Genomic DNA, 15,704 nt, shown 5'->3' with positions numbered 1-15,704 from the left:
TGGCGGCCCCTCCAAGGAATATCTTGCATGAATGAGCACTGGCGTAGTTTTCTCGAATCCACCGAGGCACATTTTTCGGAAAGCACGGGTGAAGTCCTTGATTTCGGCGATGCGAGCGGCGAATTGCACGCCGCTGGCCAGCAGACCGTGCTGGCGCCGCTTACCCATCTGGCGGTGCTGGATGCGGGCGGAGACGATGCCGGGGCTTTTTTGCATAACCAGTTCACCAGCGACATCACTGCGCTGGCACCGGATCAGGCGCGTCATGCCGGCTGGTGTACCGCCAAGGGGCGTCTGCTAGCGAGTTTCATCGTACGGCGTGGCGCCGCTGGCTATCGGCTGCTGCTGGCAGAAAATCTCCTCGCATTCAGTGAAAAACGCCTGCGCATGTACGTGTTGCGTGCCAAGGTCACACTGACGGCGCAGCCAGAATGTGTGCTGCTCGGCCTGGCCGGCGCTCAGCTTGATGAAGCGCTGGCTGCCGCCGGGCTGCGGGCGCCTGGCGACGTGCTGCACAGTCTGCAGCAGGGCCCGATTGAAGTGCTGCGACTGGATGCGCAGCGGGTCATCGTTATCTGTCCGCTGGCGCAGGCCGCGGATGTGTGGCTGCAGTTGGCCGGCAAGGCGCGGCCAGTGGGGCTGCCGGTATGGCGCTGGCTGGATGTTGAAAATGCCCTGCCGCTGGTGACGCAAGCGACACAGGAAGCTTTTGTGCCGCAAATGCTTGATCTCGAACAGATCGGGGGGCTGAGTTTCAACAAGGGCTGTTATCCCGGGCAGGAAATCGTCGCCCGTACACAGTATCTGGGCAAGGTGAAGCGGAGTTTGTTCCGGGTCGATAGTCCGCTGGAACTGGCGGCAGGCGGCGAACTGTTCTCCCCGGACAACCCGGATCAGGCCGTGGGCCAGATCGTGACGGGTGCCCCAGCCCCCGGTGGCGGTTTTGCCGGGCTGGCGGTGATTCAGGTCAGTCATGCCGGGACGGTGCGCCTGGGCGCCCGGGACGGGGCGCCGCTGGTTGCACGGGCCGTTCACCCTGAACATGATGCCCCGGCCTGATCGCAGCACGGGGAGACGGCGATGTGCCTGATCGTTGCCGGCTGGCAGGTGCATCCCGAGTTTCCGCTGGTGGTCGCTGCTAATCGGGACGAATTTCATGCCCGTCCTACCGATGCCGCAGCGTTCTGGGACGATGCGCCACAGATTTTTGGTGGGCGTGACCGGCAGGCTGGCGGTACCTGGCTGGCTGCGCATCGTGATGGTCGTTTTGCCGCCGTGACCAATGTCCGCGAGCCAGGGGTGCCGGCGGGAGCTTGCTCACGCGGCGAACTGACCGCAGGTTTCCTGCGCCAGCCGGATGCCGCCGCCACTTTTGCCGCGCGTATCGATCTTGCCGCCTATTCGGGATTCAACCTGCTGCTCGCCGACCACGATACGCTGCTTTACCTGAGCAACCGTCAGCCAGCAGGGAGCGCTGCAGCGCAGGTGTTACCTGCTGGCGTTTACGGCCTGTCCAACCATCGTCTCGATACGCCCTGGCCGAAACTGGTGCGGGCGCGCACGGCCTTTGTCAGTGCGCTGGAAACGCTGCCCGCTGCGGAAGCTTTTTTTACCCTGCTGGCGGACCGGCATCTGGCCGCCGAGCATGATCTGCCCGCGACCGGCGTGTCCCCCGAATGGGAGCGGCTGCTGTCGGCCATTTTTGTCTGTTCGCCCAACTATGGCACCCGGGCCTCAACGCTTTACCTGCGACACCGCTCCGGTGAGGCCCTGCTCCTGGAAAAAAGCTTTTCGCCTGCCGGTGAGGAGATTCAGTTCTCGCAGATTTCGACCGGCGTATAACAGGGCACGCGGTCAAACAGGTCGATCAGATCGGCATTGCTCATACGCACGCAGCCATGCGAGCCGGGCACGCCCATCTGTGCGGTATCGGGAGCGCCGTGGATGTAAACGAAGCGGCGCATGGTATCCACCTGGCCGAGTCGGTTGAATCCGGCTTCGCAGCCGGACAGCCAGAGAATGCGGGTGAGAATCCAGTCGCGTCCGGGAAAAGCTGCAGCCAGTTCCGGCGACCAGATTTCTCCGGTCGGGCGTCGGCGCACGAACACCGTATTTGCGGGGGCTCCGGCGCCGATCTTGGCGCGGATCAGGTGCCGACCCCGCGGTGTCTGAAAGCTGCCGCAGCACTCGCCAACTCCCGCTTTGGCGGTGGAAACCGGATAACGCCGCAGCAGGTTGCCGTCGTCGGTATACAGACTGAGTTGCTGCTGGGCTACCGAAATGTGGATTCGCATGCCGCGTTATCCGGAGGCAAGATGCTGCCGTCGCCGCCGGGCAAAAAAAGCGCTCAGCAGTCCGCCGCATTCGGCAGCGAGCAGCCCTCCCTCGACCGTGGCATGAAAATTCAGGCGCTCCACGCCGAACAGATCGACGACGCTGCCGTGCACCCCGGTTTTCTGGTCGCGTGCACCGTATACCACTCGTGCAATGCGCGCATGCATGATGGCGCCGGCGCACATGGCGCAAGGCTCGAGGGTGACGTAGAGCGTGCATCCGGGGAGACGGTAATTGCCGAGCTTGCGTGCTGCATCGCGTAACGCGGCAATTTCGGCATGCGCGGTTGGATCGTGTTCGCCGATCGGTGAATTGAAACCACGGCCGATGATCTGACCATCGCGCACCACGACAGCGCCGACCGGCACCTCTCCCAAGCATTCGGCGGCATGGGCCAGGGAAATCGCTTCGCGCATGAAATATTCATCGCCGATTTCCTGGGCGGGCGCCTCACTATCCAGCGCTACCAAGGTGATTTCTTCGCAGGAGTCGTGCGAGTTCATGCAGCCTCCCCTGTCTGGCGGGGCCACGCCGGGGTATGGCCATGCGCGCGGGCCGCGCCCCGGGTGATGCCGGCATGGAAATTGTCAGGCGGAATGCGGCTCATGCTGTTGTGCGGCGACCAGAAAGCGGCATGCTAAGCCACTTCCCGTGTTTCCAGGAAGCGCAGGTTGGGATACTTTTCCCGCACCATGTTGAGATAGACATTGTTCGGTGCCAGGTAGACCGGATCATCGGCGCCATCGAGCGCAACGTTGGCACTGTAACGGTCGGACAGCTGGCGCAATTCCGCAGGATCGCCGACGATCCAGCGGGCCGTCGAGCAGTTGTAGTGTTCGAAAATCACCTGCACGCCGTATTCGTGCTCCAGGCGGTGCGCGACCACATCGAACTGCAGGGCGCCGACGGCCCCGAGAATCATGTCGGTGCCGGAAATCGGGCGGAACAACTGCGTGGCGCCTTCTTCAGCAAGTTGTTGAAGACCTTTCTGCAATTGCTTGATTTTAAGTGGGTTACCAATTCTTGCGAGACGGAACATTTCCGGCGCAAAGGACGGGATGCCGGTAAAGCGCAGATCTTCACCTTCGGTGAAGGTTTCGCCCAGGCGGATGGTGCCATGGTTGGGGATACCGATGATGTCGCCCGAATAGGCCTCATCCGCCGTGCTGCGGTCGCGCGCCATGAAGGTAATGGCGTTGTTGATCGACAGGGTCTTGCCGGTGGCGACCTGTTTTACTTTCATGCCCCGGTCAAAGCGTCCCGAACATACGCGCAGGAAGGCGATGCGGTCGCGGTGCTTGGGGTCCATGTTGGCTTGGATCTTGAACACGAAACCGGAGAATTTTGGCTCCGCGGCTTCCACCCGCCGGCTGACCGCCGGGTGTGCTGCCGGCGCTGGCGAATAATCGACCACCGCGTCGAGCAAGCTCTGCACGCCGAAGTTATTGACTGCCGAGCCGAAAAACACCGGCGTCTGCTTGCCGGCCAGATAGGCCTGCAAGTCAAAGCGGTGTGAGGCACCACGGACCAGCTCGATGTCCAGTCGCAACTCGTCGGCCTGCTCGCCCAGCAGTTCGTCCAGGCGCGGATTGTCCAGCCCCGGAATGATTTCGGCGGTCCCCTTCTCTGCTTGCGGATCGAAAAAAGTCACCGCGTCGTTGTAGAGGTGATACACCCCGCGGAAGCGCTTGCCCATGCCGATGGGCCAGGTCATGGGGGCACATTCGATTCCCAGCACCGATTCGATTTCATCCAGCAGGTCGATGGGCGACTTGCCCTCACGGTCGAGCTTGTTGACGAAGGTGAGGATCGGGGTATCGCGCATGCGGCAGACGTTGAGCAACTTGATTGTCTGCGCTTCCACCCCGTTGACCGAGTCGATCACCATCACCGCCGAATCGACTGCCGTCAGCGTGCGGTAGGTATCTTCCGAAAAATCCTCGTGGCCGGGCGTGTCGAGCAGATTGATCATGCACTCGCGGTAGGGAAACTGCATCACCGACGAGGTCACCGAAATGCCGCGCTGCTTCTCCAGTTCCATCCAGTCCGAGGTGGCATGCCGCGACGCCTTGCGCGCCCGCACTTCGCCCGCCACCTGAATGGCGCCGCCAAACCACAGCAGCTTCTCGGTCAGCGTGGTTTTCCCCGCGTCCGGGTGAGCAATGATGGCAAACGTACGGCGGCGGGAGATTTCTTCAACAAGAGCGCTCACGGCAGGGTATTCCAGAACAAAAGGGGCTGGATTATAACGGAGGCTGAACGAGCGAAGGGCTTGCCCCCAGCTCCTTCTTGTACCCCAGCCCCGTGATAAGCGGCGCGGCTGTTGTATCATCCCCGAATAATATTAAGAGAGGTGTTTATGGCTATGGACTTCATCGATCAATTGCGGGCGCTTGCTGCTCGGATTGAAAGCAACAAAGACCTGATCCAAACCGAAGAAGCGACCAAAACAGCGATGATCATGCCGTTCATTCAGTTGCTCGGTTATAACGTCTTTGATCCTACCGAGGTAACGCCGGAACTGGTGGCAGATGTAGGCACCAAAAAGGGCGAGAAGGTTGATTACGCGATCCTGAAAGACGGAAAGCCGATCATCCTGTTTGAATGTAAGAAGTGCGGCGGTGACTTGAGCAATAATCATGCGAGCCAACTGTTCCGCTATTTCCATGTCACTGAGGCCCGATTCGGGGTGCTCACCAATGGCTTGACCTACCGTTTCTTCACGGATCTGGATCAGCCCAACAAAATGGACGAAAAGCCGTTCCTTGAGTTCAGCATGCTGGACTTCAAGGATCAGGAAGTCGAAGAGCTGAAGAAGTTCGCCAAGGTGGCGTTTGACGTTGATTCCATCCTGACCACTGCCAACGATCTGAAGTACACACGAGCCATTCGCAACCAGCTGGCCGAATGGATGAACGCCCCGTCAGAAGACTTTGTAAGGCTTGTTTCGCTGGATTTGCTGCCCGGAAAGCGCTTTACCCCGGCGCTCAAAGAGCAGTTCACGGAGATTACAAAGCGAGCATTCAAGCAACTGATCAGCTCCCGAATCAATGACCGCCTGCGCGAAGCTATGTCTCCCGAGATGCCAGCCGTTGCTCCGGCTACGCAAAATCCGGTGGATACACCCGCTGCGCAGGAAGTGGAAACACAGGGCGCGACCATCGAAACCACCCTTGAAGAAATCGAGGGCTTTCACATTGTTCGCGCGATCCTGCGCGATCTTGTCCCGTCCAAGCGTGTTGTCATGCGGGATGCGCAAAGCTATTGCGCTATCCTCTTTGACGATAACAACCGTAAACCTATTTGTCGGTTGCGCTTCAACAACTCTCAGCGCTTGTATTTGGGGTTGATGAACGGCAAGGAAGAAGAGAAGGTTCTAATCACCGATCCGGATGAAATCTACAATTTCGCAGATCGCTTAAGAGCCACTGTTTCTGCTTATATTGCCGAATAAGACAAACCCTGCGAAAGCGGGGTTTTCTGCATTGAAGGTTTGACTTTTTTGCAAGCTCGCGCGTTGTGCCGCTTTCTGTTTGCACCGGCTTGCAGCATCAGCGCAACTATTTGATTGCATGTACCCCGGAACTGGCGTTCATCAAGGAACAGAGTGTATGGTGGTTGCGAAACGATTAAAGTTGTTTTAGACCAGAGACATGGCGGCGCATTGAGTTGTGCAGGCTTGTCAGCTGGCAGCGGGCGATTGATTTCGCTCGCTACACAGAGGCGTCCACAGGGTCTGGACGTCGAGCTCTGGGGCGACGAAGTGTACTAGCTCATCGACAGTGACGTAACGCTTGCTCCTGCGCTCAATCGCGCCAAGAACGGTGGTTTTCGACGCATATTAGATCGAGTCGACGTGACAAAAATGGGGCGCTCATTGCCACCAATGGGGCCGCTTTGGGCACGGTGAAATTCCTAAGGTTAAAATAAAAACCCCCGAGGCCTTGCGGCACGGGGGTTTTACGGGAATTTTTTGGGGACTGATGGGGCTCGAACAAAACCCGGAAACGCCCTACCCGCCTAGCCGTACAGATTCGTTTGGGATTAGATACCGTCAAGTCTACCGTCATTCAAACAGCAGAGCCAGAACTCATGCACGAAGAAAAACGCCCCGATCTGTCGAGCGGGGCGTTCTAGTTTGCTACGATCAGGCGAGCGTCTTCAGCATCCGATACAGCGCATTCGGTTGGACAACGTAGCCATCGGCACGGGCATGCGCCACCAGAGCATGCTGGCCTTTGCCAGTGTTCTTCCAGCGGATCACCTCCAGGCGGATTTCAGAGCGAATCGTCATCAGCACCGCCTTGGCGAAGTCACCGAAGATCGCGGTACCGGCCGTGATACCGGTCGTGTTGAACTCCGCCATGCCGGCCAATGCGGGAGGTTTGCCAAGCCACGATCCAGCCCCAGCAGCCAACTGGGAAGCTCGAGCAATGAAGTCACCCGGTGCCCCGATCAGTGCGGACGGCACTTGTTGCTTGAGGGCCATGGCACTACCCACCGCCTCCAACACCTTGCCCCAGGCTGCCGGATCCTGGCCGGCGGCTGAATCCGGGATAGCAGCATCGGCCACTAGCTTGGCGAGAATCAGGCCGTCAATCTTCGTAGCAAAGGCGCCAGCGACAGCCATTTTAATGACGTCGTTCAAGTTCGGCGAATCCTGCACCAGTTCCTCGGAGAGCGGGATCACCGCAGCCAGCAACTTGGGGTTCGATGTGACGTAGCCAAGATCGATATCGCTCTCGGTGATGTCATCAGTGTTCTCCGTGTGCTGGATAACTGTCGGGTCCCCGTCGATGCGTGCCAAGTTGGTAGGACCGTCGATAACCAAGGTTCGGGCACCGGCGGCGGTAACTACTACCAAATCACGTACCGCATCGATCACCATATCGGACACGCCGACCGGCACCAGTGCAGGCCCCGAGACCATTGCCTTACGGCTGCCAACCACCGAATCACGAACGAACTCGCCCAAGTCGAACTCGCCGATCTCGGAACTACGCTGGCTGATACGCTCGCCCTTTTTCAACAGATAGAAGGGGGCGCCCTTTGAGGTCTTGCCTGCTGTCAAACCGCCGTGACCTTCGCCAGGATTACCAGAGCCCGCCGCTCCTGGTCGATTCAGCTTCTTATGCAAAGAATCCAAATCGGAACGCAGTTCAGATGCTTCTTTCTCGCGGGCAGCTTTGAAGTTGGCGAACTCTTCGCCTTGCTTGACCAGCAGATCCTTCAGACTACCAAAGTCGGTTTCGCCGATCGCCATCGGCAGCAACCCGCCAGCTACGGCCATTTCAGGTGAAAGCCACCCCATTGCGTATGCCGCAAAGACAAGGGTTATAGCCAGGATGGCCTGTACTGCACGATTGTTGATGATCTTATTCATCAGGAAATTCCTTTCATGGATTCGGTTCTATTTGGCGCACCATTGCACCGGCTAGCCGTTTCGCTTCTGCTCTACTAAAACCTGCATCCCGCAGGTCTCGCTCAAGCTGTCGCTTACGGTTTGCCAAATCGGCCCTGGTCGATTCCGGCTTCTTAATCCCTAAGAAACCAAGCAATGACCTACCGAAGTGACCGAACGCCATACTGCATCCCGCAGCGCTGCGAACGTTGAAAACTTTATTCGATAAAAATTGTTTTTTCAAGATTGTTATTCCCAAACTGAATTATTGAGCACGTACCCCCTCCCCCTGTCCATTTCGCGGGTGAGAGCAAAGACTGGGACGAGCGGTCTCCGAAAATATTGTTTGGAAAGATTTAGCCCCCCCTCCGGCGCAATCGATCTCCGCAAAATTGCGGAGTCGAAATCCGGATGGCAGCGGCAGATAATCGACAATCGAAAAAGTCGACAAAGTCGACAGACGCTCAAACTTTGTGCAGTTAGTCGAGTTTGTCGACTTTGTCGTTTGTCTATGGCTGGATAACTGCATCTGTCTGAATATAAAGATAAAGATATTAAAAATAGGCTTCATGGCGACAAACTCGATTCAGTCGACAAACAGTTTTGGATTCATGCGAATCATGGTGGTCGGTGGTGCGCCCTTGTTTGGCACCTTCTCAACCCGGGCTGAATCGCTCTGGCTCAGTCGTTCAATGGCTTTCTCCAGGCGTGCCACCGAACGAAAGCGGCCTTCCATCGCCTTCTGGCAATCGCGCCGGCTGAACGACAGCCGCCGCCCCTCCTGCGCCCACTTGATGATTGCACCGGCATCGGTGTCCGTCGCATCGCCGCCGAGCAGGCCGAAGGCTGCCTGTGCGTGCGGGATCAGCAGCCGGCAAAGCTCGACGGCATTGGCTGTCGCCTCAAGGCTGACGCTCTCTGCGCTGGGGCCAGCCTCAGCCAGCTCGAGAAGCGCCGCGATCCGCGCCGCTGCGCCGGGCAGTTTGCTGGACCAATCCGCGATGGACTCCAGGCCGCCGCGCTCGCCCTGCTGCTGCTCGATCTCGTCAGCAAAATCAAGCCAGGCCTCCCGCGCTGGATCACTCATGCCGATGACGCGTGGGCTTCCTGCATATTGCTGGCGGCCATCCAATAGGTTGTGCAGCCGGCTTTCGTAGTCGTTCTTCACATAGCTAGGGATCGCCCAGCGCCGCCGCACATCACGCTTGCCCACGTTGCTCTCTGGCATGGCGAACAGGAAGCGGGCCAGCAGACCGCTATCCCGAAAGCGCCGGCTGCTCGCCACATCCGCCAGTACGCCCGGCTGCAACGCCAGGCCGAAGGTCAATGCCGGCTTGTCGATATGGGCGCAGCGGTCAGCGCGATCAACGCGCATCGGCGTGCCGGCATGGCCTTGCAGGAATACGTCCAGGCTTGCCATGCCACCGGAGTACATGCCGGCCATGATGAGAAATATCCCGGCCTCGTCACTCAATACCGACATGCGCTCGCCATGCTCGACCAACAAGGCCTGCAACCGCTCAGCCGTCACATCGCCCGTAAACAGGCGGGGTGCCCTGATTTCCGGCGGCATGGCCTCTTCTTCCTCTTGGATCAGCTTGCGGATGCGCTCGCGGTCGGCCTCGTTCTCGGCATTCACGGCATCCTTGGTCAGCTTCTCGATACGCTTTTTCGCCACCAGCCGCGCCGCTGTCGTTCTGGCAATCTCGCTGCGCAGCCGATCCCGCTCCAGCTTCTCCCAATAGACCAGCGGTGCAGCCAGGGCATTGATAACCGCCGTCTTCCGGCTCCCGCTCGGTAGCGCCGTCAGGGTCCAAAGGCTCAGCGGCTCGGTGTATTCATCATCCTCGCCGAACGGTGCCACCTCGAAGCGGCGATGCAGCACCGTGGCCAGCACTGACAGGGCGCACATCACCGCCATGGCGGGCGGTGTCTGTGTCGATTCAGCCACGGCCGCCGCCATCTTCCCCGCCCAGGTCGGCAGCAGGGTTGCCGGCAGGTCGGGCACCGGCATCTGGCCGGGAATGATCGGGTCCGGCCAATTGTCGGCGATGCTGACAACTGGATTGTTCTCCCGGCTCTGCTGCGGCAGCTTCGACTCAATCGCGGTAGCGATCGCCGCCGCCACCGCGCCGCCGCCCGCCACCCGTGCCAGGTCGTTGAAATCGGAATGGTCAGACATGGCCAGCCCTCCCAAAATCGGGCACCGCCACCGCCGCACCAACCGCCCGCGCTGCTGCCGTTGCCGCCGTCAGGCCGGGATTGCCCGCCGTCTCGCTGTCGTTATCGGCAGCGATCACCAGGGACAGCCTCGGGAACTTCGCCCGCAAGGCCTCAGCCACCGGCAACAGGTTGCCGGCGTCGAAGGCCACAGCCGTCGCGTGCCCGGTTGCCTGGTAGATCGTCGCCCCGGTCGCGTAGCCCTCGCAGATGCACAGGGCCGATGCTGGCCGGCCTATTGCGTGATAGCAGCCGCGCTTGCGGCCGCCCGTGAGGAAGGTTTTGCGGCCGTCGCCCGCGATGAATTGCAGGCTCCACAGCCGGCCATCGGCATCGCGCAAGGGGATTACCAACTGCCCGCGCAGATCACGCACACCAAATGCGCTCACTTGTTTCTTGACCAGGTAAGGATGATCGTTGCCGGCAGGCTTTGCGGTCTCCCACAGCCGCGCCGCCCGCTTCGCTGCCTCGTCTCTCACCTTGGCCTGCTCAGCAGCGCGGGCGATCCGGGCCGCTTCCATCCGCGCCGCGAGCTCGCGCCGCTCGGCCGGCGTCATGGTCTCGGGCTTGGTTGCGGTCCACGTCAGTGACTGTCCTGTTTTCCAACTGCCGAAAGCCCCGAAGGGCTTCTCGTCCAGGTACAGGACATACCAGCCGTTTTTGCTGCCTGCCTTGTCGTCAGCAACCCGGTAGCGGTGGAGACGGCCATCGCCGACAAAGGCCGGCTTGTGCATCGCCAGGCCGGAAGCTTCCAGCGCCCTTTCAAAATCACTGTGAAAGCCCATCACCGCACCACATCCGCGGATTCGCCAACACTAATTTCGTATTGAACGGCGGTCCAGATGGACTTCACCAGGAACGATAGAACTGGGCGCACATCCTCAAAACTGCCACCGTCCGCCGTATCAATTTGGCGCTGCAGAAACGGCATCAGGTTTTCGATTTTTTGACAGGTATCTTTCGGGCTCTTACCAACCAGGGAATTCAGGTATCCAGCCCCAAAGTCGACAACCGTCTGATGCGCCGCAATGAGGCGCTGATCGTCAGTGTTGAAAGTAGCCAACTTACTCATTACTTCCCCCTTCCGTCTCGAAGGCAAGCGCATTTGCCATTGCCTGCATGGTCAGGTCTAGACCATAAGCGGCCCTGATCGAAACACCTTCTGGAATTACCTCGGCAGCACGCGCCAGGAATTCCAGGCCGCCGCGCACGTTTGACGCCGTGTCCTCCCAGCAGGTAATGCCAACAAAGGGATTGAGCTTGGCCGCCGTATCGCGGTCTAGGTGCGGTTTGAACTGGGTAGATTGGTTGGTCGATTCGACCGTAGAGAGCTTAGCCTGGCTCACCTCGCTAACCAGAGGAAGGATTGCACCTCCTTCGCTATGAAGCGGCAGGCCTGTCAGCAAACGGTGTGCCTCACTCGATGCTGCTTCGATCAGCGTGAGCCAATTGCCAGCGACATGAACATTATCGAATCCTTCGTGGGCATCATTGGCTACTTGGCTAATTGCAGCCAAGATCAATGCGGCTTTGTCGATTTCGACGGGGGAATCATAAATGGATTGGCGCTCGCCTGCGCCCAGGGTGTTTAGCCATGGTGATGGCCTCCTTCGACTTTGAGATTTGAGAACCACCAAGGAACTGGTGGGGGTTGTCTCTCCGCGTCGAAGGATGCGGCCGGGTCCTTACGGATACCCGCAACCCCCGTTGACGGTTGACGGACTGCCAGCGTTGGCAATCCGCGACAAATCGGCGGGGGCAAAACAAAAAACCAGAAGGCTGCGTGCTGCTGGCCGTCTGGTTCCGGCCTTCGACTTTGAGAGAGCCTTTATTGTGCTCGCCGCTGGTAAACCGTGTCAAGAAAACAATCGGCGCCAGCATCACGAAACCACCTGCCTCTTGGCCAACAGGCGCGCCATGATCTTGCGCACATCGCCAACTAGCCAACGTGTTTGCTGGGGGGAAACCTTGATTGAATACCCACCATAGCGCCGCCAAGCTGTGTTTTCCGAGCAGCCAAAGAGACCCGCCATAACCTTGACGTCGACCAATGCTGAATCTGGTAGCGAATCGAATGCTGACAGTAGAGGCTGGATTATGCTATCTGCCATGTGCTTTCCTTTGATGGAACGCCCAGCACCGGGATGGTGCGGGATGCATGGCTGTGAATTCTGTTTACTTCGGCTTTTTGCGTAATCCCGCAGTTTTCCGATTGTTTGCGGGATTTAACCCAGACATCTTCAGTTCTAGGTAGTAAAAGGTTTCGGTCAATGTCGCGCCAAAACCCAGCGGCCGTCCAATCTCTTCGAACAGTGATTTATCGATGGGTGTATCGGGTTGCTTGGCAAGTCTTTCTCTAACAGCATTAAAGACTTTGATTCGGCCAATTTTGGCTTTTCGCCGTGCGGCCAGGTTGGTTCCCTTCGGGAACGGCCGACCAAACGCTAATGGATCGTCCCAGCTTCCTGCCCTGAACATCGTTACCGCGTAATAACGGCGATTGAAGGCATAAGCCAACCAATCAGGAGCAACGAGACCATGTGAAACAACATTTCTAATTGCGCCAAGTAGGGCGAAACCATCACCGGAATCGATCCTGTCCTTCGCCGATAAAACTTCATGAGCTGCGACAGTTTGTGCAATAGGTCCAAGAGGAGAAGGATCTACGCCAGCTTTAGCAAAACGCTCTTGCTCGGCCATCGCCTCCTGAATGGTTGCCGTCCATGGATCGAACACTCAAGCCACCTTTCCCAAAGAAACGATTTCCGCCCCCTCCCGCATCTGGTCGCACAGCCCCGCCCACCAAGCCATCAAACGCCGCCGCTCCTCGAGGAAGTCCCCCCGGTCATAGGCCAGGCGCACCGCATCGCCGTGCTTGTGGGCGAGCTGCACCTCGACCACCTCCGGCCGGAACAAGCCTGAGCCATGCGCCATGGTCGAAAACGAACTACGGAAACCGTGCGCTGATTGCTCGCTCTGGGTGTCATAGCCCAGGCGGCGCAGCGCGGCATTTATGGTGTTCTCGCTCATCGGCCGGTCACGGCTCTGAAGACCGGGGAAGCAGAAGCGCCCGGCGCCGGTCAATGGCTTCAAGTCCTCCAGAATCGCCGCTGCCTGGTCGGCCAGGGGCACGACATGCAGGCGCCGCGCCTTCATCTTGCCCAGGGGAATACGGATCAGCCGGGCGGCCAGATCCACCTCGGACCACTCCAGGTTGCGGACCTCGCCAGGGCGAAGGCCGAACAGCGCCGACAGCCGGAACGCCGAACAGGTGATCAGGCTGCCCTGGTAAGCCCAGATATCGCGCAGCAGCTTGCCGAACTCGGCCGGATCGGTGATCGCCGCATAGTGTTTCTTGCGCTGCGGCGGGATGGCGCCGCGCAGGTCGCCCGATATGTCGCGCTCGCAGCGGCCGGTGCTGATGCCATAGCGGAACACCTGGCCGGCGGTCATGCGCAGGCGGTGGGCGGTGTCGAGATAGCCCAGTTCCTTGACGCGCCGAATGATCGCCAGCAGCTCGGGGGCGGTGACCTCGGAGATCGGCCGATTGCCGATCCAGGGAAAGGCATAGACCACGAAGATCCGCAGGTTCTTCTCTTGGGTGTGCTTGGTCCAGGTCGGCGAGAATTCCTTGTGCCACTCGCGGGCGACGGCCTCAAACGTGTTGTTGGCGCGGTGCGCCGCCGTCAGCTTGTCGACCTTGCGGGCGGCGCTCGGATCGATGCCGCCGGCGATCTGCTTGCGCGCCGCATCGCGAGCCCGCCGCGCCTCCTCGAGTGAGACCTCGGGAAACGTGCCCAGCGCCAGGGTCTTGCGCTTCTCGGCAAACCGGTAATCGAGCCGCCAGTATTTGCCGCCCTTGGTGTCGAGCAGCAGGTACATGCCCCCGCCGTCGGCGAGCTTCTGTGCCTTCTCGCCGGGCTTGGCCTGGTTGATTTTGACCGTCGTCAGCTTGTTGGTAGCCATGCACACCCCCGAAATACCATCATTTCAGTGTGTACCGTCACCCCTTTGCCGAATACCGTCAAGTCTACCGACAGGAAAACGGTATTGGGATGGGGTTGTATGGTGTGGGATGCTAGAAAGCAAAAACCCCGAAAGCCTTGAGCTATCGGGGTTTCTGGTGCTTCATGGTGCTTGGTGAAGCTATGTTCTGGGGCGACTGATGGGGCTCGAACCCACGACAACCGGAATCACAATCCGGGACTCTACCAACTGAGCTACAGCCGCCGCCGAAAGAGCGCGCATTCTAAGAGCTTGTCTGGTGAATGTCTACCCTCTTCTACCGTTTTCCGCACAAGTTCTTGGATTTGCCTGTCCGCGTCTATTTGCAACAGATACAAAATGAACGCCTTGATAACGCTGTGGTAACATTGCCCGCTTTAATTTTTGCCCCCTAACGCTCAGGAAATTTTCATGGAAGCAAGCACTGCACAAGTCAACGAACTGGAACGTCGCATCGATCTCACCGTGGCGATTGCCGATCTCGAACGGGAAATGGAACCGCGTCTCAAGCGTATGGGGCGTAATCTGAAGATGCCGGGCTTCCGTCCGGGCAAGGTGCCGTTCGCCATCGTCAAGCAGCAGTACGGCGATCAGGCCCGCCAGGAAGTGTTGTCGGAAAAACTGGATCAGGCATTTGGTGAAGCCGTCAATGCACAGAAAATGCGCGTTGCCGGTTACCCCACCCTGGAACCGAAGGTGAACGACAGCACCACCCACCTCTCGTTTACTGCGGTGTTCGAGGTTTATCCGGAAATCACCCTGGGTGATCTGTCTGCCGCCGAAATCGAGCGCCCGACGCTGGAAGTGGGCGAAAAGGAAATCGACAACACCATCGAAATCCTGCGCAAGCAACGTGTGCGTTATGAAAACGCCGACCGCGGCGCCGCCAAGGAAGACCGCGTGGTCATCGATTTCTGTGGCAAGAAGGATGGCGTCGCATTTGATGGCGGCACCGCCACGGATTACCCCTTCGTTCTCGGCCAAGGCATGATGCTGCCGGCGTTCGAAGAAGCCATCGAAGGTTGCAAGGCCGGCGAAAGCAAGACCTTCGACCTGACCTTCCCGGAAGACTACCAAGCCAAGGATCTGGCTGGCCAGACCGTGCAGTTTGAAATCACCGTCAAGCAAGTCCAGGCCCCGCGTCTGCCGGAAGTGGATGCTGATTTCGCCAAGATGATGGGCGTTGCCGATGGTGATGTAGCCAAGATGCGCAGCGAAGTCACGGCCAACCTGCAGCGCGAAGTCAAGCGCCGGATCGAGGCTCGCATCAAGGATCAGGCCATGGAAGCCCTGCTCAAGGCCAACAACATTGCCGTGCCGGCCGCCCTGGTGGATTCCGAAATTCATCGTCTGATGGAATCGGCACGCAGCGACATGGCGCAACGTGGCATGAAGGCCAAGGATTTCCCGCTGCAGCCTGCCTGGTTCGCCGATCAGGCCAAACGCCGCGTCACCCTGGGTCTGCTGCTGGCGGAAATTGTCAAGACTGCTGAGTTGCAAGCCAAGCCGGAACAGGTGCAAGACATGCTGAAGGAAATGGCAGCCAGCTATGAACAGCCGGAAGAGTTCATCCGCTGGTACAACAGCCAGCCGCAGCAACTCGCCAATGTTGAAGGGCTGGTCCTGGAAAACAACGTCGTTGAATGGGTGCTGAGCAAGGCCAAAGTCACCGACAAGGCGGTGGCTCTCGACGACCTGATGCAAGCCCCCGGACAGGCTGCCTGATTCGCGCCTGCCCTAGCTC

16 protein-coding genes and 1 tRNA gene are annotated in these 15,704 nt (G+C 59.1%); 4 read left to right on the top strand and 13 right to left on the bottom strand.

Annotated elements, in window-relative coordinates:
* Positions 1-27 precede the first annotated feature (27 nt).
* Positions 28-1,059 carry a YgfZ/GcvT domain-containing protein gene (locus JYJ39_RS10985; protein WP_205204330.1) on the top strand — a complete coding sequence of 344 codons (1,032 nt, stop codon included), beginning with the start codon at positions 28-30 and terminating at the stop codon, positions 1,057-1,059.
* 21 nt (positions 1,060-1,080) lie between these two features.
* Positions 1,081-1,842, top strand: coding sequence for an NRDE family protein (locus JYJ39_RS10980; RefSeq protein WP_205204328.1), 762 nt, complete (start codon positions 1,081-1,083; stop codon positions 1,840-1,842).
* Here JYJ39_RS10980 and JYJ39_RS10975 read toward each other — a convergent pair.
* The 3 genes from JYJ39_RS10975 to JYJ39_RS10965 all read right to left on the bottom strand — a co-directional run bounded on the left by JYJ39_RS10975 (position 1,812) and on the right by JYJ39_RS10965 (position 4,546).
* Complete coding sequence (locus JYJ39_RS10975) at positions 1,812-2,294, bottom strand: L,D-transpeptidase (protein WP_205204326.1); 483 nt, start codon at positions 2,292-2,294, stop codon at positions 1,812-1,814. The genes JYJ39_RS10980 and JYJ39_RS10975 overlap by 31 nt on opposite strands.
* 6 nt (positions 2,295-2,300) lie before the next feature.
* Complete coding sequence (tadA, locus tag JYJ39_RS10970) at positions 2,301-2,768, bottom strand: tRNA adenosine(34) deaminase TadA (RefSeq protein ID WP_275887973.1); 468 nt, start codon at positions 2,766-2,768, stop codon at positions 2,301-2,303.
* 203 nt (positions 2,769-2,971) lie between these two features.
* Positions 2,972-4,546 carry a peptide chain release factor 3 gene (locus JYJ39_RS10965; RefSeq protein WP_205204322.1) on the bottom strand — a complete coding sequence of 525 codons (1,575 nt, stop codon included), beginning with the start codon at positions 4,544-4,546 and terminating at the stop codon, positions 2,972-2,974.
* A 153-nt stretch (positions 4,547-4,699) separates the two neighbouring features.
* Here JYJ39_RS10965 and JYJ39_RS10960 point away from each other — a divergent pair, with 153 nt between their 5' ends.
* Complete coding sequence (locus tag JYJ39_RS10960; protein ID WP_205204320.1) at positions 4,700-5,788, top strand: type I restriction endonuclease; 1,089 nt, start codon at positions 4,700-4,702, stop codon at positions 5,786-5,788.
* A 693-nt stretch (positions 5,789-6,481) separates the two neighbouring features.
* On the opposite strand, the gene JYJ39_RS10955 is transcribed toward JYJ39_RS10960, so the two are convergent.
* The 10 genes from JYJ39_RS10955 to JYJ39_RS10910 form a co-directional block, all read right to left on the bottom strand.
* On the bottom strand, positions 6,482-7,717 hold the full coding sequence (locus JYJ39_RS10955; RefSeq protein WP_205204319.1) for a phage major capsid protein: 1,236 nt from the start codon (positions 7,715-7,717) through the stop codon (positions 6,482-6,484).
* Positions 7,718-7,730: 13 nt separating this feature from the next.
* Complete coding sequence (locus JYJ39_RS10950) at positions 7,731-7,979, bottom strand: hypothetical protein (protein ID WP_205204318.1); 249 nt, start codon at positions 7,977-7,979, stop codon at positions 7,731-7,733.
* A gap of 342 nt (positions 7,980-8,321) precedes the next feature.
* On the bottom strand, positions 8,322-9,917 hold the full coding sequence (locus JYJ39_RS10945) for a YfjI family protein (protein WP_205204317.1): 1,596 nt from the start codon (positions 9,915-9,917) through the stop codon (positions 8,322-8,324).
* Positions 9,910-10,740, bottom strand: coding sequence for a toprim domain-containing protein (locus JYJ39_RS10940; RefSeq protein WP_205204316.1), 831 nt, complete (start codon positions 10,738-10,740; stop codon positions 9,910-9,912). The genes JYJ39_RS10945 and JYJ39_RS10940 overlap by 8 nt, the downstream gene beginning before the upstream one ends.
* Positions 10,740-11,027 (bottom strand): hypothetical protein, encoded by a 288-nt coding sequence (locus JYJ39_RS10935; RefSeq protein WP_205204315.1) that lies wholly within the window; start codon positions 11,025-11,027, stop codon positions 10,740-10,742. Before JYJ39_RS10935 ends, JYJ39_RS10940 begins: the two co-directional genes overlap by 1 nt.
* Positions 11,020-11,589: a hypothetical protein gene (locus JYJ39_RS10930; protein WP_205204314.1), complete on the bottom strand. Its 570-nt coding sequence runs from the start codon at positions 11,587-11,589 to the stop codon at positions 11,020-11,022. Before JYJ39_RS10930 ends, JYJ39_RS10935 begins: the two co-directional genes overlap by 8 nt.
* A 246-nt stretch (positions 11,590-11,835) precedes the next feature.
* On the bottom strand, positions 11,836-12,066 hold the full coding sequence (locus JYJ39_RS10925; RefSeq protein WP_205204313.1) for a transcriptional regulator: 231 nt from the start codon (positions 12,064-12,066) through the stop codon (positions 11,836-11,838).
* A 64-nt stretch (positions 12,067-12,130) separates the two neighbouring features.
* Entirely contained in the window at positions 12,131-12,691 is a 561-nt protein-coding gene (locus JYJ39_RS10920) for a hypothetical protein (protein ID WP_205204312.1), read from the bottom strand.
* Complete coding sequence (locus JYJ39_RS10915) at positions 12,692-13,921, bottom strand: tyrosine-type recombinase/integrase (RefSeq protein WP_205204310.1); 1,230 nt, start codon at positions 13,919-13,921, stop codon at positions 12,692-12,694.
* Positions 13,922-14,109: 188 nt separating this feature from the next.
* Positions 14,110-14,185: transfer RNA gene (locus tag JYJ39_RS10910), tRNA-His, on the bottom strand.
* A 186-nt stretch (positions 14,186-14,371) separates the two neighbouring features.
* Here JYJ39_RS10910 and tig point away from each other — a divergent pair.
* Entirely contained in the window at positions 14,372-15,685 is a 1,314-nt protein-coding gene (gene tig / locus JYJ39_RS10905) for a trigger factor (RefSeq protein WP_205204309.1), read from the top strand.
* The last annotated feature ends 19 nt before the right edge of the window (positions 15,686-15,704 follow it).

It is taken from the genome of Azonexus hydrophilus (assembly GCF_905120355.1).
Lineage (GTDB): Bacteria > Pseudomonadota > Gammaproteobacteria > Burkholderiales > Rhodocyclaceae > Azonexus.
This window is presented reverse-complemented; position numbering and strand designations above follow the sequence as displayed.

Bases quoted from the DNA above. Each gene is read 5' to 3' on its own strand.
- JYJ39_RS10940 (WP_205204316.1), bottom strand. From the start codon at position 10,740: ATGGGCTTTCACAGTGATTTTGAAAGGGCGCTGGAAGCTTCCGGCCTG.
- JYJ39_RS10925 (WP_205204313.1), bottom strand. From the start codon at position 12,066: ATGGCAGATAGCATAATCCAGCCTCTACTGTCAGCATTCGATTCGCTA.
- JYJ39_RS10915 (WP_205204310.1), bottom strand. From the start codon at position 13,921: ATGGCTACCAACAAGCTGACGACGGTCAAAATCAACCAGGCCAAGCCC.
- JYJ39_RS10960 (WP_205204320.1), top strand. From the start codon at position 4,700: ATGGACTTCATCGATCAATTGCGGGCGCTTGCTGCTCGGATTGAAAGC.
- JYJ39_RS10980 (WP_205204328.1), top strand. From the start codon at position 1,081: ATGTGCCTGATCGTTGCCGGCTGGCAGGTGCATCCCGAGTTTCCGCTG.
- JYJ39_RS10955 (WP_205204319.1), bottom strand. From the start codon at position 7,717: ATGAATAAGATCATCAACAATCGTGCAGTACAGGCCATCCTGGCTATA.
- JYJ39_RS10975 (WP_205204326.1), bottom strand. From the start codon at position 2,294: ATGCGAATCCACATTTCGGTAGCCCAGCAGCAACTCAGTCTGTATACC.
- JYJ39_RS10935 (WP_205204315.1), bottom strand. From the start codon at position 11,027: ATGAGTAAGTTGGCTACTTTCAACACTGACGATCAGCGCCTCATTGCG.
- JYJ39_RS10945 (WP_205204317.1), bottom strand. From the start codon at position 9,917: ATGTCTGACCATTCCGATTTCAACGACCTGGCACGGGTGGCGGGCGGC.
- JYJ39_RS10985 (WP_205204330.1), top strand. From the start codon at position 28: ATGAATGAGCACTGGCGTAGTTTTCTCGAATCCACCGAGGCACATTTT.
- tig (WP_205204309.1), top strand. From the start codon at position 14,372: ATGGAAGCAAGCACTGCACAAGTCAACGAACTGGAACGTCGCATCGAT.